The sequence below is a fragment of the Sulfitobacter sp. M39 genome (assembly GCF_021735935.1).
GTDB lineage: Bacteria > Pseudomonadota > Alphaproteobacteria > Rhodobacterales > Rhodobacteraceae > Sulfitobacter.
The window spans coordinates 978,457-1,002,437 of the sequence record NZ_WMDZ01000001.1 but is presented as its reverse complement, the minus strand read 5'-3'; the positions used below and the strand labels follow the sequence as shown (position 1 = coordinate 1,002,437).

The following is a 23,981-nucleotide window of genomic DNA, read 5'->3' as shown; positions in this document are numbered from 1 at the left end:
TTACAGCGGGGCTTTTGTGCATGGCCAAAGCGTGCCGAGCTTGTCATGGGGATCCAATTCGGCCACGCGGCCCTGAGGTCTGTTCAAGCCCTGTCATCCGTTCAAAATAGCCAAAAGTCGGTCATGGTTTTGCCTAGCCTGATACTCCCCAAAGGTCAGCAAACAGCATTTGCATAGTTTTCAGTACGCCGTTGAAAACTATGCTTCATTTACGTCTATATTTAATTTGGACTGTGCTGTTACGATCAAGCCGCGAGATGCCACACATCACTCACGCTTAAACGACCCTCGCCGTCTTAACCACGACGATGCATTGCACAACGGCACCCCCGCAGAAATTGCGCCGTCGCAATCCCATACGAGAAATATTGTGCCAAAATCGATTGTTATGGCGGAGACGAAGGGATTCGAACCCTCGAGACCCTTCCGGGCCTACTCCCTTAGCAGGGGAGTGCCACCGACAAATCAGGTAAATCCGGCACCACCCCTTAGAGCCAATAAAATAAGGTTATTTGCAGTGATTTGAGCCGAAAAACGCCAGATACGGCACCACCCCAAATGTGCAGAACAATGCATATACGTGCACTGATAAGGGGCAATTATTGGGCAATGTCTGTTCACGGTATGATCTGCGGACACATGAAAACCGCAAACCTGCTCAACTCGGAATCTAATGGTAAGGGGGTGACATTAGCCCAATATACTGAAAAGCTGTGCGCTATCGGAAACAGTGAGAATGGGGTCAACGACGCCAATAAGCTATCCTGTGGGAAGTTTTGACCGGCGTTTATGTTGCTATGAATGTCATCCGTTGCATCATCGCAGCTACATTTGGATTGATGTGCGCGCTCGCAGGGCAGTCTTTTGCCCAGTCAGCCAAAATTGCCGAATATGACCGAACTATTACCCCAAAGCCGAATGATACGAGCGCGCATCAACCCGTACCGTTTGGCATTCCTGTAAGAATAATTGAGGAACCGAAACAATCCGAAGTCTTCGTGAGGCAACAGCGGGAAGCCACCGAGCGTGAAATAAAAGATCTTGTCGCGCAGCAAAACATGGCTGACGCCACTGATCAGATCGTTTTGCTGACCAAGCTGCAATTCGTCCTTGGCCTGCTTGGCACTACCGCGCTTATATACACGCTTTACTTAAACTGGCGTAGCACTGAGGCTGCGGTAAAGACCGCGCAAGCGGAGAGGGCATGGCTCATCTCTCACGGTTTCGATTCTGGTCCTATAAATGGATTTGTAGATGACGTCCGCACAAAAAATGGATTTGCTGTTATCGCAAATTGGAAAAACGCAGGTCGAAGCCCAAGTATCAACACTGAGTGCTACACGGAGCACAAACTGATAAACCCAGGCGAAAAGACACCGGTCTTCCAACCGGGTCCACACGAAGGGGAAATCAAGACAGCGTCAATCGGCCCCGGCAACGTTGTCTCGGGGCCGATGCGAGCGCTGAATGATGCGGATGCCGAGACTGTGAGAAACGGCTCTAGAACAATGATTGTTTATAGCAGAATGACGTACCGTGACATTTTTGCTGACACCCCTATTCGTCATTCTGAAATTTGTGTTGCAGTAGAAATTAACGGCGAGATTGTAGATGATGACGGTAAAAAGGTTCCGCGAGTTACCTTCATGCCGGTTGGGAGCCAGAATACAATTTCTTGAAGTGAGTAACAATATCACTTTGCAAAAACACACCGGCACTTGAACATGCGTCATTACTTACGCCCGCGTGGCTCATCGTACCAGAAGGCCGAAGAGCCAATGCTAACTGCCATTTTTTGCGCGTGATGCTAATCGAAATGCATTAAATTTGGCCATCCTACGCACAAACAATGTTTCCCCCCATTTCACTTGGGACTTACGGCTCGACTGGCACGGCCGTGCAGCTGCGGTTTGCCCGGATTGGGGAATCCCCTTCAGACATTCCAGGACAACTCGTATAAAGCGGCTCCAAGCAAAACTCAGCGTTGGGCTCCAAGCCATATGGCGCGGTCACCTGATACTGGAACGTGATCGGCTTTGACCCGACGTTTTGGCTTTGCACCGGCCGATCGAGGCGAACGTACAGGCTGGCATCGGTCCGCGGGTTGCGGAAAGAATAACGCGTTTGCCCGGGTACGATCTGACAGTTGCGCCCCTCCTCGGTCCGCTCAATCTCGACCTCGATCGCGCAACTGCGCCCGCCACCGCACCGAGGCCCCAAGACGTCCGATCGCGATATCCGGAAGATCACATCCGGACGCTGCAGCATTTTGACGTCTTCGACCAGATGCGACAGCGTCTGGGTATTGGCATCCACCTTGTCGCCTAAACGCCATGGCGAGAACACCAGCTCATTCACCACGGGCACATAGGCACCAATCCACGCAGCGAAGGCCCCGATGACGGTGATGCGGAAAAACTTGCCGCCATCCTTTCGCCACTCCGACCAGTTGATCAGCCCCGCGCGCGGGGTTTTTTCTTCAGACATGCAGATAGGCTCCAGGTGCAGACATTTCCGGCCAAGATGGCCGCGTGGACAAAATGGTGCCTCTGGCGGGTTCCCTACTCCGGCCGCTCACATTGGGCCATCGTGCGATAGCCTCCCTCCGAGACTTCATGGGTCGCCGTTTTCACAACCCAAACGCCGGATGCGGCCGCGCTGAACCCGATCGGGATCAAGCGCCCCTCGGCCGCGATTGAGGGGTTGCCAGGCAGCTCCACCTCAAGCGTCTCCTTTGCACGGCCGGCACGGCGCGACTCGGCCGTCGCGACGGCGCGCGCTTCTTCCTCAGAGCGGAACCGCTGACGCAGCCGGCGCACCGGCTCCGCGTCCCCGACCTTCACCTCTACATCTTCGGCCTTCTCGAGATCCCGATAGGTGGCGATAATCGTACCGGTCGCCTCGCTGAGCCCCCGGCGCATTGACCAGCGGGTGACATCTGGCTCCTGCAGCACCACTGTCGCCGTTGGCTGTCCCGAGGCTTTCACCCCCTCCGCCCTGCGACCGACATAGAGAACGCCACCGGCCGGCTTCGCAATGAGATCATGCAGCACCGCAATCCGCGTCAGAACCGACAGGTCGCTTTCATCCAGCTGATCGATGTGACCAGGCACGATAGATCCCGCGGCCTCGGTCACGGCCGGCTCTAGCCCGTTGTCGCCGGCAATGGTGGTGGCGATCGCTTTCAGTGTCATGCCGGCCGGCCACGACCGGGACTTCTGCTGGCTGATTGGGGCAAAGCCGCTCTGTGTCTCGCCCTGCGCTTTGGCACGGCACACGGCCGTGATCATGCGAGGGGGTGAGCTCTCCTCAACCTCATCGGCGATATAGATCCCCATCTGCAAGAATTCCCCGAGATACCCCAGGGCGATCGCGACCTCGGCCCCGGGCTCCGGCATGGCAAAGCGCGACAGCGGCGACGTATTGGCGAAAGTGATCTCAGCAGTATCGGAGATAAAGCCGGCCGTGTCGGACACGCGCACCGAACTCAGCTGCGAGAACACGAACCCCGACAGCGGCACCCCGTTGATCGTGACCTGGACCAACGGTCGGAAATCCATCAACCCCATAGCTGCGCCGTTTCGGAAGGCTCTGAGATATCCAAATCCGGCAGCCGGATGCGAACGCCAGGCTCGAGCACGGCACCCAGTGCGCCCAGACCAGGGTTAGCGGCAAGAACCGCCTCGACCTTGCCGCCCAGGGTGTCCCCGTAGTGCGCAGCCACGACCTGGTCCAGGACATCGCCCTCAGACGAAACGAAGTAGAGATCGGACACCGCCGTCATATCTTGCCATCCTCATTGTAAACTCTTGCCGATGCGGGATGCCCTGCGAGGCAAAGACTTCCTGCCCCTCGGTGACGCCTTCCACGACCCACAGGCCGAGCACCTTACCGATGCCAGACACCAAGGGCAGCGGCAGCCCAAGGCTAGCCTGTGTGCGCATCTTATCGATCTGCTTCAGCCCACCCCGGAAGTGGGGATAGATCACCCCCTCGAGCTCCACAGTCTCCGGGCCCAGGCCGGTGAACTGCAGCGCATCATTAGTGCCGATCCGCGCCTGACGTGCCCACCGATACTCAGCCGATCGACTGAGCCGCTGGTAGGCAGCATTATCCAGGGAGAACTGAAAGAACCCGAGCTGCATCATGACTTCTGCCATCGTTATCTCCCAAACGGCCCCGTGGCCGGCGCGCGATCGAATAGACCGTTGCCGGCGTTGCGATGTTCCTCACGCTTCAGGAGCCGCAAGATTTCATGAGCGTCAGCCCCAGGCGCGTTGATCGTGTAGTGGTTGGTGACGGTTTGCGATGCCTGCGCAGGAGCTGCTGCCAGTGCCGGTGCGGCCGTCTGGGAAAATACGGCCTCGATGCGCGCCATCATGCCGTCGACATCAGGCCGGCGCGACTGACTGTGTTCATTCGAAGCAAGCGGAGCCGTCCCCAGGCGACGCGCCGGCTGCGCAGGAATACCCACCCGCGGGCTGCTGCGCCGCAACTTGTCCAGGACACGGGCTCCTCGATCGCTGGCCGGCCGCGCACCCGAGCTGTTGCGACGCAGCTTATCCAGAACGCGGACACCTCGATCCTTTGCCGGCCGCGCTGTCGGGCTGAACACAGAGCCGACACGATCGGCATAGCCGGCAAGCTGGCGCATGGCGCGGTTGTTCGCCACATACCCCGAGCGATTCTCGAACTTGAGCTCCGGACCGAGCTCGCCGGTCAGGTGCCAGCCAGGACGGAAGGGTCCACCCAAGGCGTTCTTCTGCGGCTTGATTCCGTATAGCTTCTCCGCGGCCGAACTGGTCATCGGTGCCGCGTTGTCATTTGACGCCGTATTGCCGAGCCCCGAGACTTTGCCAGGCTCAACGCGCGTGGCCACCGCAGAGCCTACGGCCGAGCCGATGGCGTTGCCGGCGCGCTGCGCGTTCTCATAGCCCCACTTCAACGCCTCGATCACTGGTTTGATCAAGGTCATCAGCGTGGTGAACTTATCACCGATCCAGGTCAGCACAGGATCAATGGCAGTTTTGACCGCCTCCCAAGCCGCCCCGATGCCACCGGTTGTTGATTGTCACTTATAACTGACCCGGCATTGTCACTGAGACTTGACCCACCCAGTTGTTATGTTCTTTGCTTTATGATGGCGTCAATGCCGCTTTCTCCTTTCGTTTTTGTTTGGCTGTCGCCGAGCTGGCCTTGAACCGATAGCTGTCATTGCCGGTCTCGAGAATGTGGCAACGATGTGTGAGGCGGTCGAGGAGCGCGGTGGTCATCTTGGCATCACCGAACACGCTGGCCCATTCGCTAAAGCTCAGGTTGGTTGTGATAACGACGCTGGTGCGCTCGTAGAGTTTACTCAGAAGGTGGAACAGCAGCGCGCCACCCGAAGCGCTGAACGGCAAATATCCCAGCTCATCCAAGATCACCAAATCGGCTTTCACCAGCGCCTCGGCGATCTTTCCTGCCTTGCCTTGGGCCTTTTCCTGCTCCAACGCATTGACCAACTCGACCGTGGAGAAGAAGCGCACACGCTTGCGATGATGCTCGATTGCTTGAATGCCGAGGGCGGTAGCGACATGCGATTTTCCCGTTCCAGGGCCTCCGATCAGCACTACATTCTCAGCCGCCTCCATGAACTCGCATCGATGAAGTTGACGGACCAAAGCTTCACGGACTTCGCTGGCGCTAAAGTCGAAGCCAGAGATGTCTTTGTATGCCGGAAAGCGTGCTGCCTTCATGTGGTAGGCGATGGAACGCACCTCACGTTCAGCTATTTCGGCCTTAAGCAGCTGCGACAACATGGGGATCGCTGCATCGAAAGCGGGCGATCCCTGCTCATGCAGGTCCTGCACGGCCTGTGCCATGCCCGGCATCTTCAGGCTGCGCATCATAATGACGATGGCAGCGCCTGCGGGATCATGACGCATGACGTGTTCCTCCTGTAGTGCGTAGCCCGTCATATCGTGCGACATTGGCCTCGGGCTCCTTATTCAAAGAAAGGGCCGCAGGCGGGGTCACATCGGGCTGGTCTATCGGTGCGCCATCCACCAGCCTGTGAAGTAGGTTCAAGACATGGGTTTTTGTTGGTACGCCCGCATCCAGCGCCATTTCCACCGCGCAAAGCACGGCCTGTTCGTCATGGTGGAGCACCAAGGACAGAACGTCGACCATCTCGCGGTCACCACCTGGCCTACGCAACATATGATCCTGCAGCTTCCGGAACCCTTCTGGCATCTCAACGAAGGGCGCCCCCGTTGCGCAGCGCGCCGGGTTTGCGTTGAACCACCGCCAGATAATGGTGCCAGTCATAAATAACGCGCCCTGGCTGACGGTGTGAGCGTTCAATAATGCGCTCATGCGTGCAGACCACATGGCCTTCGGCGACGATGACCAGCCGTTCAGGATAGATGCGGAGACTGACAGGGCGGTTCGCAAAGCTGGCAGGCACTGAGTAGCGATTACGGTCGAATGCTATCAGACAAGTGGGGGATACCCGCTTGCTCTGCTCGACAAAGCCGTCAAACATTGTGGGCAGTGGCATCAGCGCGGCCTTCTCGGCGTCCCAGACATCCGCAATATTGCCAGGCAATCTGCCATGCGGTGTCTCGGCCCACAGAAGCTTGCAGCGCTCCTCCAGCCATTCATTCAGCGCATTGAGGTTCGGAAAGGCGGGCATGAGTTGCCAAAGCCGATGGCGGGCGTCGCGCACATTCTTCTCAACCTGACCTTTCTCCCACCCTGCCGCGGGATTGCAGAACTCAGGGTCAAAGACATAATGGCTGGTCATCGCAAGGAACCGTGCGTTTACATCGCGCTTCTTTCCGACGCCAATCCGGTCGACGGCTGTCTTCATGTTGTCATAGACGCCACGCCCCGGAACACCCTCAAACACTCGAAAGCCATGCCAGTGGGCATCGAACAGCATCTCATGCGTTTGCAGCCGATAGGCCCGGACCAGAAATGCGCGGCTGTGAGACAGCTTGATATGGGCGACCTGAAGCTTGAGGCGTTCGCCCCCGACATAGGCCCAGTCCTCGCTCCAGTCGAATTGGAACGCCTCGCCTGGCTGAAAGACCAACGGCACGAAAACACCACGGTCAGTCGTATGTTGAGCACGCTGTCGTTCGCCCTTCCAGTTCCGCACGAAGGCCGCGACACGCTCATATGAACCATCAAAACCGAGCTGAACCAGATCCGCATGCATCTGCTTGGCCGTTCGCCGTTCCTTCCGTGATTTACGCTGCTCAGACAGCAACCAGCCTGTCAGCTTATCAGCATAAGGGTCCAACTTGCTCGGTCGGTTCAAAATCTGGAACTCGGGCTCAACTATCCCTGTCCGCAGATACTTCTTGATCGTGTTGCGAGACACCCCTGTCCGGCGCGCAATCTCGCGGATGGGCATCTTGTCTCGCAGAGCCCATTTCCGAATAATCCTCAGAAATCCCATGTCTAACACTCCAATAGCTCCCAGCTGATTCAAGCAGGGGCAAGGTTGCACATGGGTCAATTCTCAATGACAATTTCTACAGTTGCCGGGTCAGTTCTCGGTGACAATCAACAGGCAGCCTCATGGACCATGGCGGGTGGTCAAAAGCTGACATGGCGAACCGGTACCGCAAGCTGGCACCCGATGATCTGTCAGAGAGGCTGCTGAAGCACGGCTGGGACTTCCGGCCGGAGCTGCCCGAGGACCGGAGAAACAAGATCCGCATCGTCAGCGATGGCTAGACACGACCGCGACTGTACAGCGCCACCCACTAGACAATCGGATATCAAGATCGAGCACAACGCTGGGCGAAAGCTAACGCATCATGGATCGGTGCATCCGCCGAATGCGCAACGTCTGACATGATTGGGACTTCCGGCCCTGTCCAGCCGTTTGCCAGATGCCCAAGCGCGCAATTGCAATTCACACGAAGCAGATGTTCGACACATTGTGCAGCATTTCAATGCCAAATCTCTGTCGAGCTGAAAAACTAGACGTGCACTGCGACGCATACGTATGCCAGTATTGAATCTATACTCTACGACAGGATGGAGCCAAGCGTCGCACCAATGCCGCAGGCGGTACCTAAGGCGAGCACGCCGAACGCTATCATTCCTGCCATGTACTTAGGGTCGCCAGCGTTTGCACCTTTAGTAGCGAAAAGCACGATCAGCCATGACCAAATGGTCGTTATTCCGCCAAAGAATAAAAGGATGATGAAGGCGATCAAATCCAATCCGTTTAGTGACTTTTCGCTCCACAGATATATGAGGCCTCCAGTCACGGGAACTGTGATTGTGATAGCGTTTGCGACATAGCCAAGCAGTTCGGCGAACTGACTTTTTGTAGGCCATCCATCGTGGTCTAAGACGCTTTTGTTATTGGGATTTGTCATTGGTCTTTCCTTCTGCGTAGTCAGTAACGCAATACGATCCTCGTGTTATCGAGGGAAGCGCGGCTTGGAACTTTCCCACATAAAAATTAAACACATAGATCGTCAGTGACCATTAACGTGACCGAATATGCAAAGCGGCTACCGCGGTACAAACTAGGCCACTAGGTTGTGCTGACGACGGACAAATGCCAGTTCGATCTACATTGCGTTCGTTCTTTGGCCGTATTGCTTAATTCGTTATGCATGCCTGGCGTTTGCTGAACGATCTCCAGGCTGGCTGTCCTGCAGACAAAGCACGCTGGCCAACAGCGCGGTGACTTACTGCCGTTTATTCGCAGGCAATCTCGGAATCGTGATATTGGGTACCCTGAATGAACTCAGCGAACGCGATGCGGCGGCCTTTCGGGACGTAGAAGCAATCAACTGCATTTGGAGGAATGACACGCGCTAGATTTGCCTGCAGGCCCTTGATGTTTTTAACCATATTCAGCAACATGTCTAGCTGCTCAGTCTTATCTAAGTTGGTGTCTTCAATGTTGATGAATGGGTCGCCGCTCCGAATGCGCCACTCCCTTTCCTCCCTGTAGCCTGCGCGCTGAAACCAAAGTGCCTGCCTTCTAAGGGTCGCATATTGATCAGGAACGCCCATCGACTTGGCGAATGCTGGTTTAGTCACGGCCAGCTCCATCAGCCATCGTGTAAGGTCATCGTGCTCTGTGATTTCTGCAGGGAGGCCAGATTTTATTTCCGCAAATATTTGATCCCGAAGTTCCGTGAACTCAGCATCCGTTTCGGAGTCAATGTATACTACAGGTCTCGCGCCTATCTGCTTCGCCCACTCTTGTGTCACCGCTACACCATATCTGGACCCAAATAGATCACGTGCGTCGCAGTATGGCAGCTCAGTCAGGCAGATCATGCCGCCTGGTGCGAACGACGCTACCGCTTGCTCCTTCGAGCCGAACAGGGTGTCGGCAGCTTCGAGCGGGTTATAAGTAAACAGCAACCCATACTCACATATCGACTGAAGGTTTTCGAGTCGGTCCGTCATGTGTAGAAGCGCCAAAGTCTAATTCTCCTGTGCGACCGGTAGCGGGATAGGCTTCTTATGCCCTGTAACTGTCGATTGGCAGATCAGCACACCAGAGCGCGCGAAGGCAAGTGTGTCGCGAAACCCATGCAGTACCCCGACGGATTGCTGCGTCCCGCCTGAGAGACGTGATCCTACGCTCAAACATACAAATTTGGCAGCCTCATGGACCATGCGCGTTTGGTCGAAAGCCGATATGGTCAACCGGTACCGCAAACTGGCAAGCCATGATCTGTCCGAGCGACTGCTGGATCACGGCTGGGGCTTCCGGTCGGCAACGCCTGACGGCGGACGCAATAAGCTAAGAATTGTGAATGATGACCGAACATTTTCACCAATCTAGCTAGTCCTTTGCTATTGGCACCAGGCTAACGCATTGGCGGCTCATATTGCGTGTTTGCCGCAATGATTTCCCCAATTACCTGAGCTCGCCAAACCATTCCCAATTGAGCATCCAAATCACGCTTTGGAGCAACACGACCCGAATAAACTCCGAGAAATTGAAACCCGACGGGCCCACCAAAAACCTGACTTCCGTCAGCCATCCTACCGTCACTTTTTCGCAAGATCACCGGAGATCCAGACATTCCCTTGTTACTTGCAGTATCGACTACCATCATCGGTCTACCCTCATAATCGAGGGCTGGCTCCGAAGCGATGGTCCCCCGTTTCCAAATTGGGAAATCGTCGAGATGCAAACCCAACGGATAGCCTAGAAGGAAAACCTCATCGGCCACTTCGACTAGGTATGATTCAGAACTGATTTCATTGATCCTAACTGGAGAACCGGACTGTTCGTTGAAGAATTCAGAAACATCGCAAGCGACGACGTCCACGTTAGGGCCCGCTGGATGCTCAAGCCAAGCCTTTGTCCCACTAAACCCCCAACCGAATCCCACGGCTACCGATCTGATTCCCCCTGACCCAGAAACCCTGACGTCTGTGCTCAGCCAGTTCGGCTGTAGCTTATCTCTATCCAGATATTGGCCAGTAAGTGTGTTTCGCCCTGAAATGTTGTGCCTGTTAGTGACCAAGTAAGTCTTCTCAGCATGTCCATACAAAAAGCCAGTGCCCTGTGACAATTCGACTTCATCACAACACAAGAAAATCTTAAACGCCGCCAAAGATCCCTCATGCACGAATTTAGTCATCAGCCTTACTTTCCTATCAAACTGAGCTGGAACACTCGTGTAATCAATATTTTTTGCCGAATTTTTGAGCAATTTCCAGGACCAATACAACCAAGAATAATTAACTTGGTACAGGAAGCTCAGCGAGCCTAAGCTCGCGAAGATTGCGGCCAAACTCGCTTCAGAGCAAGCTCATCTGTCGCGCCCCAGGCCGGTACTCTAAGACTTCTTCGACATAAACAATCTTGAGCAGGCTGGACGCAGATAGCGACTGCTCCTCCCGCAGACGGCAGCGAATTGCGTCGTTGGCATTTAGGGTCACGAGCCCTTCCTGTACTTTATTCTGAAAGTCTGCGTCTTCCATTTCAGCTGTAAACGCTCGCTCGCCACCATCCGAAAAACGCCATTTGTACCCGTCACGGAAATGAACCGAAACAATCTTTAACCATGCATCTCGGTGGGTGACCTCAGTATCCGGTTCATCCGGCTCTGGCGGCACCTTGAGAGCCTGAAGATCACTGCGAGAAAGACGAACCGCATCGAAACCTCCACTGTCGACACCAATCCGTAGACTATCGAGGCCATCGACACGCGCCGCCTTCGCGCCGAGGTCCTCAACGGCTTCTCGCGTGGGTAGGTCCTGCAACAGAGCAACTGTGCGATCATCTACAACAAACGTTGTGTGGTTGATAGTTATTTGGGTGGTCCCATCACCAAGTGGCTCAACCTTTTCCGGCCGTTTGCCTCTCAAAACTTTGATTGCGGTAAAGAGGCCGACCGCTCCGCCGCTCACAATGCCCCCAGCCTTGATCAACAGGTCCATTAATTTGTCAGCAGCGACAACGCGCTGAGGGTGAGCATTCACCGCGTCCAACATGTCAGTTAACCAGCCAACATCCATCGTAAGTGCGGCCACAAAGGACCCCTGATCGGTTGCTGCGACTTTGAGACGAGCATCAGCGCGATCGCCGTTGAGTGCTTTATTCGCCGCCTGCACGACATTCCCGAATGCGAGGAGAGTAGGAGCAAGATCACGGACATCGATCTCGCCATCGTCAAATGGATCGCCCTCAAAGGCTATTTCAAAACGGGCTTTCGTCATAAGAACTGCTCACCTCTGAACCGTGGTCGCCACCATTCACAAAAAACGCGCTGGCAGGCTTTTTGCTCATTGTTAGCGCGCCGGCCACTTCAAAGCAATTCTCAGTACTTCCGCGATTCTGGGCAACAATTGGTCAATCGCTGTTTTTACCCCAAAGGCACCAGCAAACCCGCTTAACCTCTGCCCCTAAAAATGAGGCGCTATTTCAAAAGGTTGGGTGGCGGAGACGAAGGGATTCGAACCCTCGAGACCCTTCCGGGCCTACTCCCTTAGCAGGGGAGCGCCTTCGACCACTCGGCCACGTCTCCGTCGACCCGTTTAGAGAGGGATAGCTTAGGAAACAAGGTCAAAATTCCGAAAAAGCGGCAAATTCGAAATTTCTGGAAACTGCGTGAACATCCTTTGAAAGGTATGGCTCGGCGGCGGAAATTAGCGATGGGTCTTGGGTCTATTTGCCTGAAAAAGAGCGCCGGAGGGAGCGATGGTACTGAGACCGGGGGATTTAGCGTTGTCGGTATATGTGCCCCGACCGTTCGACTTCACTCTGCGCACATCGCTATGGCGGCTATTGAAGACAAACCCAGCCAAAATCGTCTGCGCAGGCGCGCGGGGGATCGACGTTTAGATGTGCGCGAACTGCGCTTTCAACAAAGCCTCGTTATACTCGCTTTGGGCCGTGCTGTCATAGACCACGCCGCCACCGACGTTCAGCTTTGCCTGTCCTTCAGAATCACTGATCAAGGTGCGGATCGCGACATTGAATTCCATGGAACCGTCAGGAGCAATCCATCCGATTGTACCGCAATAGGCACCTCTGGCCGACGCCTCCAGGTCGGAGAGTATCTCCATCGCTCGGATTTTCGGCGCACCTGTAATCGAACCACACGGGAAGACCGCAGTCAGGATATCAGTCAGTGTGGTGTCGGGCTTGATGGTGGCAGTTACCTCCGAGATCATCTGATGCACGGTTGCGTAGCTTTCGATTTCGAATAGCGCTGGCACCCGAACGCTGCCAACCTGCGATATACGCGCGAAGTCATTCCTAAGAAGGTCGGTGATCATCAGGTTCTCGGCCTGGTTCTTCTCGGAATGGCTTAACCAGGCCTTGAGCGCCTCATCTTCTGCCGCATTCGCACCGCGGTTGATTGTCCCCTTCATGGGCCGGGTGCGCAGCTGCCCGTCGACCGATAGAGAAAAGAACAGTTCAGGCGATCGGCACAATAGCTTTGCACCGCCAAGATCCACGAAAGCACCGAAAGGAACGGGCTGCTTTTGCTTTAACCGCTCGTAAAGGCGCATAAGACAGCCGTCATATGCTGCCGTCATTGGAAACGTCAGATTGGCTTGATATATATCGCCGCTTTGTAAATAGCCTCTTATGATATCAAAGGCTTGCTTGTAAGTCGGAAAATCCCACTCCGGCTTGAAGGCCGCTAGGTGGAAATCGCCTTTAAACGCGGGAGCAGGCGGCACATGGACGTGGTCAAAGACCCCGAACCGAAGCAACGGTTCCTTGCGGTCCATCGGTAGCTTGGCACGTAGCTTGGAGACCAACGCATACCCCAGCTCATATGATGCAGTACCTGCCAGCCATTTCCCACGCTGATGACAGGCTTCGATTCTACGCAGGGCATCGCTGACCTCGTCAGGATGCCAGGCCTCAATGATTTGCTCTGGTTGATGGAATAAGGAGCCTTCCCCAAGCGGCCCTCGGTCAAAGAGGATCGACCGCGCTTGCGGGTTCACTGTCATCTAGAAATCGGCCGCGATACGCATGTCGCGCAGGGGCCGCACAAGATCGATGCAATCTTGATAGATCTGATGGGCGCGATACGCCTTTAATGCGGCTTCGTCTTCGAATTCCGCATAAACAATAACATCTACGTCGTTGGCAAAACGGTCTTCATTGCGGTTTCGCGATACCTCGAAATGCTTGACGGACGGGATAGCGGATAACATGGAAAGGCCGTCGACGATTTGATCAATATCCTGCGCGTCTTTGGCGCTGAAAAATACAACGTGACGAATGATCCGGCCATTGGATTTCTGGTCTGACATTTGACTGTTCCCCTACAATATAAAGCATTCTGAATGCGGTGAACGCCGCGCGCACGCCCCTAGCCGTTTACGCCACGATCCTGCTTGGTCGCAGACGTCCCCGCCTTTTCATGTCGATTGATCGCAAGACCGGTTCGGGGCTGAACGCCAGAGGATAAACGGGCCCGATAGGTGTCGGACCCGTCGAATAAGATCAGGTGTTGAACAGGAAGTGCAGCACGTCGCCGTCTTTGACGGTGTAGCTTTTGCCCTCGGCGCGCATCTTGCCGGCTTCCTTGGCGGGGCCTTCACCGCCCAAGGCCACGAAATCGTCATAGGCGATGGTTTCGGCGCGGATGAAGCCTTTTTCAAAATCACCGTGGATCACGCCTGCGGCTTTTGGCGCAGAGGTGCCGGCCTTGATCGTCCAGGCGCGGGCCTCTTTCGGGCCGACGGTGAAGTATGTCTCAAGGTGCAGCAGCTCGTAGCCCGCGCGGATCAACCGGTCGAGCCCGGCTTCCTCTAGCCCCATCTCGTCCAGGAACATGCTGGCCTCTTCAGGCTCCAGCTGGCTGATTTCCTCTTCGATCTGGGCAGAGATCACGACGTGGCTATTGCCCTGCGCCGCGGCCATTTCAGCGACTTTTGCAGAAAGGGCATTGCCCTCGGCCGCTTCGGATTCGCCGACGTTGCAAACATAAAGCACGGGCTTGGTTGTCAGCAATTGCAGCATGCGCCAAGCCTTGGCGTCATCCGCGTCAACCTCGACGGTGCGCGCAGGTTTGCCGTTTTCGATGGCTTCTTGCGCGGCGGCCAGCAGGCGGTCTTGCTGGGCTGCGTCCTTGTCATTGCCCTTGATCTTGCGGACCAGACCGGCACGGCGTTTTTCGATGCTTTCCAGATCGGCAAGCATCAGTTCTGTATCGATGGTCTCGGCGTCGGCCACGGGGTCCACGCGCCCTTCGACGTGGGTCACATCGCCATCCTCAAAGCAGCGCAGCACATGCGCGATGGCGTCGGTCTCGCGGATATTGGCAAGGAACTGGTTGCCCAGACCTTCACCTTTGGACGCGCCTTTGACCAGGCCCGCGATATCCACAAAGGTCATCCGCGTCGGGATGATCTGCTTGGAGCCCGCAATCGCGGCAAGCTTATCCAGCCGCGAATCCGGCACCGCGACTTCGCCGACGTTCGGTTCGATTGTGCAGAACGGAAAATTGGCCGCCTGCGCTGCCGCTGTTTTGGTCAGCGCGTTGAAGAGGGTCGACTTGCCGACATTCGGCAGACCCACGATTCCCATCTTAAAGCCCATGACAAGCATCCTTTATAAGTTGGCGTTGTCCTAGGGTTTTGGCCGCCTTTGCGCAAGTCTTAGCGCAGGCGTCGGTCCTCGTGCGTCTGGTAAATCAGGATCCATGCAAGCACGATGAACATCGGATGGGTCAACCCGCCCGAAAAGATCACGGCCGGAATCCAGATCAGGAAGACGATAATCGCCGTGAAGATCCGTCCCGTTAGCAGGATGGAAAGCGGCGGCAACAGAAGGGCGAGTACATAATTCATGCGGTAAATGTAGGCACCGGCGGCGGGATTTAAAGGAGTATGTGATGCACACCTGCATAAATACAGTGCCCTCGGCACCGGTTTTTTCGGAAAATCGCCCAAGCCCACCGGCGGAGTTGGATTGATTTCCCGTGATATATTCGGCATTGCAGCAGGGTAACGTAAAAAGGCCGCCCTCATGACACGTATCGACGCCAAATTCGCTGACCTCAAATCCCAAGGCAAGAAAGCCTTTGTCGCCTATGTGATGGCAGGCGATCCCGACTTTGACACGTCGCTCGAGGTGGTGCGCGGCCTGCCTGGCGCGGGTGTCGATATTATCGAGCTGGGGCTGCCGTTTACCGATCCGATGGCCGATGGCTCTGCCATTCAGTTGGCGGGACAGCGCGCGCTTGAAGGCGGGATGACGCTGGACAAGACGCTGGCGCTTGCTGCGGCGTTCCGCGAACAGGATGACACGACGCCGATCGTGCTGATGGGCTATTACAACCCGATCTATTCCAAAGGCGTGGATAACTTCCTTGAGGCGGCCAAGAAGGCCGGCGTGGACGGGTTGATCGTCGTGGACCTGCCACCGGAAGAAGACCCAGAACTCTGCCTGCCCGCGCAAGCTGCCGGTATGAACTTTATCCGCCTTGCGACCCCTACGACCGATGACAAACGTCTGCCGCGCGTTGTGCAGAACACCTCGGGCTTTGTGTATTACGTGTCGATCACCGGCATCACCGGCTCTGCCGAAGCGGATGCGGGCGATGTCGCCCCCGAGGTAGAGCGCATTCAGAACGCCAGCGGCCTGCCCGTGATTGTCGGGTTCGGTGTGAACACCCCAGACAAAGCCGAAGCCATTGCAGGCGTTGCTGATGGGGTTGTTGTCGGCTCTGCCATTGTCTCCAAAATTGCGGACGGGTTGCCTGTCGAAGACGTGCTAACCTTTGTCAAAACCTTGTCGGATGGTGCGCATCGGGCCTAAGTGCCCTGCCCGCCACCCGATGTCGTGGCGTAAAGCAATTGATTTCAACGGGCCGTATTGGTTAGATCATCTGACCAATACATAGGAACTTGCCACCATGCCCGTGATCACCACCATCGACGACCTCAAGCGCCTGCATGAACGCCGCGTGCCGCGGATGTTCTATGACTACGCGGAATCGGGCAGCTGGACAGAGCAGACCTTTCGCGAGAACACGACCGATTTTGAACAGATCCGCCTGCGCCAGCGCGTTGCCGTGGATATGAGCGGGCGCAGCACCAAGACGCAGATGATCGGGCAGGATGTGGCGATGCCTGTGGCGCTGGCCCCCGTCGGGCTGACTGGCATGCAGCACGCTGACGGAGAGATCAAAGCTGCCCGCGCCGCCGAAGCCTTTGGCGTGCCCTTCACCCTGTCGACCATGTCCATCAATTCGATCGAGGATGTGGCAGAGGCGACGACGAAACCTTTCTGGTTCCAGCTTTATACCATGCGCGACGAAGACTATGTCGCGCGGCTGATCCAGCGCGCCAAGGATGCGAAATGCTCGGCCCTTGTCATCACGCTTGATCTGCAAATCCTTGGCCAGCGTCACAAAGACCTGAAGAACGGCCTCTCTGCCCCGCCTAAGCTGACCGCCAAAACGCTCGCCAATCTGGCAACCAAATGGAGCTGGGGCATCGGCATGATGGGGGCCAAGCGGCGCAGCTTTGGCAATATCGTAGGCCATGTGCACGGCGTCGACGACACCGCCAACCTCGGCGCATGGACGGCAGAGCAATTCGACCCCACCCTCGACTGGGGCAAGATCGCCAAGCTGAAAGAGCAATGGGGCGGCAAGGTTATCCTCAAGGGTATTCTTGACGCCGACGATGCGCGGATGGCGCTGAAAGTCGGGGCGGATGCGATCATCGTCAGCAACCACGGCGGGCGCCAGCTGGACGGGGCGATCAGCTCTATCCGGGCGCTGCCGTCGATCCTGGAGGCCGTGGGCGACCAGATCGAAGTCCATCTGGACAGTGGAATCAGGTCCGGTCAGGACGTGCTCAAGGCGATGGCGATGGGGGCCAAGGGCACCTATATCGGGCGCGCCTTCATCTACGGGCTTGGTGCGATGGGTCAGGCCGGGGTTACCTCGGCGCTGGAGGTCATCCACAAGGAGCTCGACCTGTCCATGGCGCTTTGCGGTGAAACCTCTGTCGCGGGGTTGGGCAAGCATAACCTGCTTATTCCAAAAGGTTTTGAAGGCGACTGGCAGCCCTGAGCCTGCGCCTTCTTCGTATGATACGCCCGCCTTGGCTGATATGTCAGGGCGGGCGGAAACCCTGTGCGCACTTCCTGCCCCGCCCCGCATAGGTCGCAAACCAAAGCCAACTTGCGCAAAAGCGGCGTTTTAGTCTTTCCCAAACGCCCAAACCCGTCTATACGCGCGGCTTCACGCGGACATACAGCCTTGGAGGATGTCCGCCCTAAACATATTGGAGATTACAATGGCTGGAGAGATTCCTGATCTTGAAGCTTTCGAACGCACGGGGACAGGCAAGGGCGCCGCTCGTCAGGCACGCCGCGACGGCATGGTTCCTGGTATCGTATTCGGTGGTGACCTTGATCCGCTGCCGATCAACCTGGACTTTAACAAGCTGCTGACCAAACTGCGCGCAGGCCGCTTCAAGGCGACCCTGTTCAACCTCAAGGTTGAAGGCCAAGAAGACGTCCGCGTCATCTGCCGCGACGTTCAGCGTCACGTTGTTAAAGACCTGCCAACGCACGTCGACCTGATGCGTTTGAAGCGCACCACCAAAATCAACCTCTTCATCCAGGTTGAAGTCGAAGGCGAAGAAGTCAGCCCCGGCCTGAAAAAAGGTGGCGTTCTGACGCTGGTACGTCCCGAAGTTGAACTGGTTGTGACCGCAGGCGATATCCCTGATCACATCACAATCGACGTTTCCGAACTGGAAATCGGCGACAGCCTCACCATCTCGAGCGTGAAGCTGCCAAACGGCACCAAGCCGGTCATCGACCGTGACTTCGTGATCGCGCAGATTTCCGCGCCTTCCGGTCTGGCTAGCCAGGACGATGATGAAGACGAAGATGTTGCAGCAGACGAAGTGCCCGCAACAGAAGTCAAAGAAGACTGATACCGATATATCCGTCGCGCCTGCGGGCGCGTATCGGCGGATGGGTCGAGACGGGGTCGCCATAGGCGGCCCCGTTTTTCGTTGGGGCGTTATTTCGTTTGGCCCCGCGGTCTGCTATCCTTGGCCAAACAAACGTTTTTATCCACGTGAAGGGGTCCGCATGAAACTGATCGTAGGGCTTGGCAATCCGGGTGCCAAATACGCGGGCAACCGGCATAACATAGGCTTTATGGCGCTGGACCGCATCGCGCAGGACCACGGCTTTGCCGGATGGAAGACCAAGCACAACGGGCTAACGGTCGAAGGGCGTTTTGGCGCGGACCGCGTGGTCTTGCTCAAGCCCGAGACATTCATGAACAACTCTGGTCAGTCGGTGCAATCGGCCATGCGGTTTCACAAGCTTGAACCGGCAGATGTGATCGTTCTGCACGACGAAATCGACCTCGCCCCCGGCAAGGTCAAATGCAAGACCGGCGGCGGGCATGCGGGGCACAATGGCTTGCGGTCGATCCATGCGCATATCGGTCCCGACTATGACCGTGTGCGCCTTGGCGTGGGGCATCCAGGCCATAAGGACGCCGTACCGGGCTATGTCTTGCGCGACTTTGCCAAGGCAGAGCAGGCGTGGCTGGACGACGTATTGCGCGGGATCAGCGACGGTGCCGCGGATCTAGCGCGCGGCGATACGGCCAAGTTCATGAACGCCGTGGCCTTGCGTGTTGCCCCGCCACGATCCGGCACGGGCACCAAGAAACCCGCGAGCGCCGCGGCCAAGCCGCAAGCCGCCGTACCAAAGCCCGCGCAGCCGGCCCCAACGCAACCCAAGGCAGAGCCTGCCCCCCAAACCGACGACCGCAACCCGATGCAAAAGCTGCTGGACCGGTTCAAGTGACACTGCAAGCCGCCTTTGAAGAGCAGGCAGAGCATTGCATCGCACTGGGGTCTCCCTTCATGGGGCAATTGATGGGCGTGCTGGCGCGGGATTGGCCCGCCGACACAGCCCTCGGCCGTAAATTCACAGCGTTCGAAGGCGACATCGGCCCGTCGGGTGCCTCCCTTCCCCTGCGCATCGCGGGCGGGCTGCATGCGCTGGTGTTGAAACGCAAAGCGCCTGCGTTGATGGCCGTGTACCCCCCGCACAAGGCGAGCGACCAAGCCCTGTCAGAGGCCGTGCGCGATGCGATCACCACGCATGAAGCCTTCTTGCTTGATTGGACCGACAGCGCGCCGCAAACGAACGAGGTCCGCCGCTCTGCCGCTCTGATCGCCGGGGCCCGCGTCGCGGCGCAACATTTCAACCTGCCGATCCGCCTGTCCGAACTTGGGGCCAGCGGCGGGCTCAACCTGATGTGGGACCACTTCGTGCTCGAGATCGAGGGGCATCGCTTCGGGTCGAATATGTCCACGATCCTGCTGTCGCCCGACTGGACAGGCAAACTGCCTCCGGCGATCAACCCGCAGGTCGAAAAACGTCGCGGCGTTGATCTGAACCCGCTGGACCCGACGCGGCCCGACCACCTGTTGCGGCTGATGTCCTATATCTGGGCGGACCAGCCCGAACGCCTGACACTGACGCGGACCGCGGCCTCTGTCATGACGGCGCAGGTGCAACGCGGCGATGCGATTGACTGGCTGGCCCGCACCCTGCCCCAATCCCCCGAAGGCTGCCTGCACCTGATCCAGCACACCGTCGCGTGGCAGTATTTCCCCAAAGCGGCACAGGCCCGTGGCAAGGCGTTGATCGAGGCAGCTGGCAAACGCGCCACGCGCAACCGCCCGCTGGCATGGCTGTCGATGGAGCAGGACGGATCGGGCCTCAAGGGGGCGGCGCTGACGATCAGGCTCTGGCCCGGTGACATCACCCTGCCCTTGGCGCGGGTCGATTTCCACGGACGCTGGATCGATTGGACCTACACCGGCTGACGCCAAGTTTATCTGGCACCACCGCAGCCTTCGTGCTTGGGTATCCCCGCATATCAGGGAGGATTTCATGCGCACATTCGGGAAGTGGCTGGGCCGTATTTTACTGGCTCTTGTGGTGGCTGTGGTCGTTGTCGGCCTGTGGAAGCGCGAAGAGATCACGCGGCTGCTGGCGGTGAATTCGCTCTTTGCCGAAGACAAGATCGTGCATAACTTCAGCCATATGGACGACGCCTTCCTGTCCAAGCCCCTGTCGCGCGGTGATGGCCCCACGGCAGAGCTGTCCTATGGTCCCGAATACGCGCCCCCGGCCACGGTCAACGACTGGATCGAAGCGCGGGATGTGACCGCCTTGGTGGTGCTGAACGACGGTCAGATCGTCTATGAGAACTACTTTAAAGGCACCCAGCCCGATGATCTGCGGATCAGCTGGTCTGTCGCCAAAAGCTACCTTTCCGCGCTGGTGGGTATCTTGTTGGACGAAGGGGCGATTGCATCGCTTGACGATCAGGTCACGACCTATGCGCCCAAGCTGAAAGGCACCGCTTATGACGGGGCGACGCTGCGCAACGTGCTTAACATGGCCAGCGGGGTTACCTTTGACGAAGATTATCTCGACCCGGATTCCGACATCAACAAGATGGGCCGCGCCCTCGCCCTTGGCGGAGAGTTGGACGATTTCACCGCAAGCCTGAACGACACTTTCACCACGCCCGGCAGCCAATGGCAGTATGTGTCGATCGATACCCATGTCATCGGCATGGTCGTTCGGGGGGCAACAGGCCGGTCCGTCACTGACCTTTTGTCGGAAAAAGTCATCACCCCAATGGGGCTAGAACACGCGCCCTATTACGTGACTGACGGCGCGGGTGTCGCGTTTGTCTTGGGCGGGTTGAACCTGACGACCCGCGATTACGCCCGTATGGGGCAGATGTTCCTGCAAAACGGGCGCTACAACGGTCGGCAGATTGTACCGGCAGACTGGGTCGCCGCCTCTACCGTGCCATCGGCCCCGACGGCAGAGGGGCAGATTGGCTATGGCTATCAGTGGTGGATCCCCCAAGGCGCGACAGAGGGTGAATTCATGGCCCGCGGTGTGTATGGTCAGTATATCTACATCAACCGCGCTGACGGGGTGGTGATCGCGACCAATGCCGCCGACCGCAAGTTCCGCGAGGCCGGGGTCAGCGATCAGAACATCGCCATCTTCCGCCAGATCAGCGCAGCCTTGGGGGGCACATGACACCTGACGAAAGCATCAATATTCTGGGCGGCCCGCTGGCCGTCTGTGGCAGCGACCCCGTCACGGGCTTTTTCCGCGACGGGTCGTGCAACACCTGTGCCGCCGATCAGGGCAGCCACACGGTCTGCGCGATCATGACGGCCGAATTCCTGGCCTATTCCAAATATGTCGGCAACGACCTCAGCACACCGCGCCCCGAATTCGGCTTTGCCGGACTGTCGGCGGGCGATCCGTGGTGTCTTTGTGCGGGGCGTTTCTTGCAAGCGGCGGACGAGGGCTGCGCGCCAAAGGTGCATCTTGAGGCAACACATCAGCGCGCGTTGGATATCGTGCCACTGAACATCCTGCAGGCCCATGCCTTGCGCCCTAACGGCGGGGCAGACTGATGCTGCGCCTGACTACGGCCTTGACCGCAGTGCTCTGCGCCGCCCCAGCCATCGCCCAAGACGCCCTGCGCCCGCAAGAGCAGCTCCGCCTCGACCGGTTCGAGGCCACGGCGGGCGATGCCCTGCTGCAAGCGTTCCAAAGCGGCAGCGCGGATGACCTGGCCGCCCTGTCGCGCGCCTTGTCCGGCACGCCGCAAGTTGCCTTTGACGAGGGGCTGGCCGGCGATTGGTCCTGCCGCACGATGAAACTGGGCGGGCTGCCCGCGCTGGTGGTCTATAGCCCGTTCAAATGCCGCCTGACGTTTCAGGGCAACGGGTATCTGTTTGAAAAGCTCAGCGGGTCGCAGCGCACCACGGGGGTCATCACGCTGCGAGACGGGCGCGCGGTCTATGCAGGCGTCGGCTATGTCGCCGGAGAGGTGCCGCCCGCTTACGACGCCCTGCCACCCGGTTTTGCCGGAGATGGCGCCCTGCAGCCCGATGTGGCGGTATTCGAACGTGTCACCAACCAGCGGGCGCGGCTGATGTTTCCCGCGCCGGTGGTCGAAAGCGACTTTGATATCCTAGAACTGACCCGATAAAGCCAGCGCCAAAAGAAAAGGGGGCGATGCGCCGCCCCCTTCGTGATCGTCAGCGTCTAAGCTTTCGTCTGATCCTCAGACCTTCATGTCAAAACCAAGCGCCTTGGCGACGGTGAAGATGTCTTTGTCGCCGCGCCCACACATGTTCATGCAGATGATATGATCTTTGGGCAGCTCTGGCGCGATCTTCATCACATGCGCCAGCGCGTGGCTGGGTTCGAGCGCGGGAATGATCCCTTCAAGCGCGCAGCTCAGCTGGAACGCCTCAAGCGCTTCTTTATCGGTGATCGACACATATTGCGCGCGGCCAATGTCGTGCAGCCAGGAATGTTCGGGCCCGATCCCGGGGTAATCCAGACCCGCCGAGATAGAGAATCCTTCAAGGATCTGCCCGTCGTCGTCCTGCAACAGGTAGGTACGGTTGCCGTGGAGCACGCCGGGGCGGCCACCGGTCAATGACGCGCAATGCTCCATCTTTTCGTTCACGCCCTTGCCGCCGGCTTCGACGCCGATGATATTGACGTCCTTGTCATCGAGGAACGGATAGAACAGCCCCATCGCGTTCGACCCGCCACCGATCGCGGCGACCAGCGTGTCGGGCAGACGGCCTTCGGCGGCGTCCATCTGTTCGCGCACTTCCTTGCCGATGATCGCCTGAAAGTCGCGGACCATCGCCGGATAGGGGTGCGGCCCTGCGACCGTGCCGATGCAATAGAATGTGTCGCGCACATTGGTGACCCAATCGCGCAGCGCGTCGTTCATCGCGTCTTTCAGCGTCCCACGGCCCGAGGTGACGGGGATCACTTCGGCACCCAGCAAACGCATGCGGAAGACGTTGGGGGCCTGCCGTTCAACATCATGCGCGCCCATATAGACAACGCATTGCAGACCGAACTTGGCGCAGACCGTGGCCGTAGCCACACCGTGCTGGCCCGCACCGGTTTCCGCGATGATACGTTTCTTGCCCATGCGCCGCGCCAGAATGATCTGGCCCAACACGTTGTTGATCTTATGCGCGCCGGTGTGGTTCAGCTCGTCGCGCTTCATGTAAACCTTGGCACCGCCCAGATGTTCGGTTAGACGCTCTGCGAAATATAGCGGGCTGGGGCGACCGACATAATGGGTCCACAGGTCGTCCATCTCGGCCCAAAAGCTGTCGTCCGTCTTGGCCTTTTCATATTCCGCTTCCAGTTCGAGGATCAGCGGCATCAGGGTTTCCGACACAAACCGCCCCCCGAAATCGCCAAAGCGGCCATTCTCGTCAGGTCCGGTCATGAAAGAGTTGAAAAGATCGTTGTCCATGGAGGTGCTCCTTGCGCTTGGCGACCAGCCTTAACGCCCCCGCCGCGACAGGTAAAGACGGGGCGGGGGCGGCGAAGGGCCCGTACCGCCCCTCGCCCGTAAAACGCCACGGAAAATTGCAATTTTCCAAACTGAGGT

25 protein-coding genes, 2 tRNA genes and 1 pseudogene are annotated in these 23,981 nt (G+C 57.6%); 10 read left to right on the top strand and 18 right to left on the bottom strand.

Features of this window, described 5'->3' with window-relative positions:
- Window positions 1-389: 389 nt before the first annotated feature.
- Window positions 390-488: transfer RNA gene (locus GLP43_RS04875), tRNA-Ser, on the bottom strand.
- Window positions 489-797: 309 nt separating this feature from the next.
- Between GLP43_RS04875 and GLP43_RS04870 the strand changes: the two genes are divergently transcribed.
- A complete protein-coding gene (locus tag GLP43_RS04870; RefSeq protein WP_237278411.1) occupies window positions 798-1,679 on the top strand; it encodes a hypothetical protein in 882 nt (293 codons plus the stop codon).
- Window positions 1,680-1,875: 196 nt separating this feature from the next.
- Here GLP43_RS04870 and GLP43_RS04865 read toward each other — a convergent pair whose 3' ends face one another.
- The 7 genes and pseudogenes from GLP43_RS04865 to istA form a co-directional block, all read right to left on the bottom strand.
- On the bottom strand, window positions 1,876-2,487 hold the full coding sequence (locus GLP43_RS04865) for a hypothetical protein (RefSeq protein ID WP_237278410.1): 612 nt from the start codon (window positions 2,485-2,487) through the stop codon (window positions 1,876-1,878).
- 74 nt (window positions 2,488-2,561) lie between these two features.
- On the bottom strand, window positions 2,562-3,569 hold the full coding sequence (locus GLP43_RS04860) for a phage late control D family protein (protein ID WP_237278409.1): 1,008 nt from the start codon (window positions 3,567-3,569) through the stop codon (window positions 2,562-2,564).
- A complete protein-coding gene (locus GLP43_RS04855) occupies window positions 3,560-3,784 on the bottom strand; it encodes a tail protein X (RefSeq protein WP_237278408.1) in 225 nt (74 codons plus the stop codon). Before GLP43_RS04855 ends, GLP43_RS04860 begins: the two co-directional genes overlap by 10 nt.
- Window positions 3,747-4,160 (bottom strand): phage tail protein, encoded by a 414-nt coding sequence (locus GLP43_RS04850; RefSeq protein ID WP_132998301.1) that lies wholly within the window; start codon window positions 4,158-4,160, stop codon window positions 3,747-3,749. The genes GLP43_RS04855 and GLP43_RS04850 overlap by 38 nt, the downstream gene beginning before the upstream one ends.
- Before the next feature lie 2 nt (window positions 4,161-4,162).
- Complete coding sequence (locus GLP43_RS04845; protein ID WP_237278407.1) at window positions 4,163-5,011, bottom strand: hypothetical protein; 849 nt, start codon at window positions 5,009-5,011, stop codon at window positions 4,163-4,165.
- Window positions 5,012-5,135: 124 nt separating this feature from the next.
- Complete coding sequence (gene istB, locus GLP43_RS04840; protein WP_237278124.1) at window positions 5,136-5,927, bottom strand: IS21-like element helper ATPase IstB; 792 nt, start codon at window positions 5,925-5,927, stop codon at window positions 5,136-5,138.
- Window positions 5,917-7,447 (bottom strand): annotated as a pseudogene (gene istA, locus GLP43_RS04835) (IS21 family transposase). Before istA ends, istB begins: the two are co-directional and overlap by 11 nt.
- A 122-nt stretch (window positions 7,448-7,569) precedes the next feature.
- Between istA and GLP43_RS04830 the strand changes: the two are divergent.
- Complete coding sequence (locus GLP43_RS04830) at window positions 7,570-7,728, top strand: hypothetical protein (RefSeq protein ID WP_237278406.1); 159 nt, start codon at window positions 7,570-7,572, stop codon at window positions 7,726-7,728.
- Window positions 7,729-8,024: 296 nt separating this feature from the next.
- Here GLP43_RS04830 and GLP43_RS04825 read toward each other — a convergent pair whose 3' ends face one another.
- From GLP43_RS04825 to GLP43_RS04785, 9 genes are all read right to left on the bottom strand, one after another.
- Window positions 8,025-8,381, bottom strand: a complete 357-nt coding sequence (locus GLP43_RS04825) for a hypothetical protein (RefSeq protein WP_237278405.1) — start codon at window positions 8,379-8,381, stop codon at window positions 8,025-8,027.
- A 328-nt stretch (window positions 8,382-8,709) separates the two neighbouring features.
- Window positions 8,710-9,432, bottom strand: a complete 723-nt coding sequence (locus GLP43_RS04820; RefSeq protein ID WP_237278404.1) for a hypothetical protein — start codon at window positions 9,430-9,432, stop codon at window positions 8,710-8,712.
- Window positions 9,433-9,839: 407 nt separating this feature from the next.
- Window positions 9,840-10,775 (bottom strand): S1 family peptidase, encoded by a 936-nt coding sequence (locus tag GLP43_RS04815; RefSeq protein WP_237278403.1) that lies wholly within the window; start codon window positions 10,773-10,775, stop codon window positions 9,840-9,842.
- Window positions 10,776-10,782: 7 nt separating this feature from the next.
- Complete coding sequence (locus GLP43_RS04810; RefSeq protein ID WP_237278402.1) at window positions 10,783-11,703, bottom strand: hypothetical protein; 921 nt, start codon at window positions 11,701-11,703, stop codon at window positions 10,783-10,785.
- Between the two features lie 218 nt (window positions 11,704-11,921).
- Window positions 11,922-12,011: transfer RNA gene (locus GLP43_RS04805), tRNA-Ser, on the bottom strand.
- A gap of 313 nt (window positions 12,012-12,324) precedes the next feature.
- Window positions 12,325-13,455: an aminodeoxychorismate synthase component I gene (locus GLP43_RS04800; RefSeq protein WP_237278401.1), complete on the bottom strand. Its 1,131-nt coding sequence runs from the start codon at window positions 13,453-13,455 to the stop codon at window positions 12,325-12,327.
- Complete coding sequence (locus GLP43_RS04795) at window positions 13,456-13,761, bottom strand: Dabb family protein (protein ID WP_237278400.1); 306 nt, start codon at window positions 13,759-13,761, stop codon at window positions 13,456-13,458.
- Between the two features lie 193 nt (window positions 13,762-13,954).
- Entirely contained in the window at window positions 13,955-15,052 is a 1,098-nt protein-coding gene (ychF, locus tag GLP43_RS04790; protein ID WP_005851601.1) for a redox-regulated ATPase YchF, read from the bottom strand.
- Window positions 15,053-15,111: 59 nt separating this feature from the next.
- Complete coding sequence (locus GLP43_RS04785; RefSeq protein WP_005851599.1) at window positions 15,112-15,303, bottom strand: hypothetical protein; 192 nt, start codon at window positions 15,301-15,303, stop codon at window positions 15,112-15,114.
- 178 nt (window positions 15,304-15,481) lie between these two features.
- Here GLP43_RS04785 and trpA point away from each other — a divergent pair, with 178 nt between their 5' ends.
- From trpA to GLP43_RS04745, 8 genes are all read left to right on the top strand, one after another.
- Window positions 15,482-16,273, top strand: coding sequence for a tryptophan synthase subunit alpha (gene trpA / locus GLP43_RS04780; RefSeq protein WP_237278399.1), 792 nt, complete (start codon window positions 15,482-15,484; stop codon window positions 16,271-16,273).
- Window positions 16,274-16,370: 97 nt separating this feature from the next.
- Entirely contained in the window at window positions 16,371-17,537 is a 1,167-nt protein-coding gene (locus tag GLP43_RS04775) for an alpha-hydroxy acid oxidase (RefSeq protein ID WP_009826077.1), read from the top strand.
- Between the two features lie 226 nt (window positions 17,538-17,763).
- A complete protein-coding gene (locus tag GLP43_RS04770; protein ID WP_005851594.1) occupies window positions 17,764-18,411 on the top strand; it encodes a 50S ribosomal protein L25/general stress protein Ctc in 648 nt (215 codons plus the stop codon).
- Between the two features lie 160 nt (window positions 18,412-18,571).
- A complete protein-coding gene (gene pth / locus GLP43_RS04765) occupies window positions 18,572-19,303 on the top strand; it encodes an aminoacyl-tRNA hydrolase (RefSeq protein WP_237278398.1) in 732 nt (243 codons plus the stop codon).
- Complete coding sequence (locus GLP43_RS04760) at window positions 19,300-20,334, top strand: DUF2332 domain-containing protein (protein ID WP_237278397.1); 1,035 nt, start codon at window positions 19,300-19,302, stop codon at window positions 20,332-20,334. Before pth ends, GLP43_RS04760 begins: the two co-directional genes overlap by 4 nt.
- A 67-nt stretch (window positions 20,335-20,401) precedes the next feature.
- A complete protein-coding gene (locus GLP43_RS04755) occupies window positions 20,402-21,574 on the top strand; it encodes a serine hydrolase domain-containing protein (RefSeq protein WP_237278396.1) in 1,173 nt (390 codons plus the stop codon).
- Complete coding sequence (locus GLP43_RS04750; RefSeq protein ID WP_005851586.1) at window positions 21,571-21,960, top strand: DUF2237 family protein; 390 nt, start codon at window positions 21,571-21,573, stop codon at window positions 21,958-21,960. Before GLP43_RS04755 ends, GLP43_RS04750 begins: the two co-directional genes overlap by 4 nt.
- Window positions 21,960-22,541: a DUF4893 domain-containing protein gene (locus GLP43_RS04745; RefSeq protein ID WP_237278395.1), complete on the top strand. Its 582-nt coding sequence runs from the start codon at window positions 21,960-21,962 to the stop codon at window positions 22,539-22,541. Before GLP43_RS04750 ends, GLP43_RS04745 begins: the two co-directional genes overlap by 1 nt.
- 75 nt (window positions 22,542-22,616) lie before the next feature.
- Here the strand turns inward: GLP43_RS04745 and trpB are convergent, their stop codons facing one another.
- The gene (trpB, locus tag GLP43_RS04740; protein ID WP_005851582.1) at window positions 22,617-23,843 is read right to left on the bottom strand and encodes a tryptophan synthase subunit beta; all 1,227 of its coding nucleotides are present in this window, start codon (window positions 23,841-23,843) and stop codon (window positions 22,617-22,619) included.
- Between the last annotated feature and the right edge of the window lie 138 nt (window positions 23,844-23,981).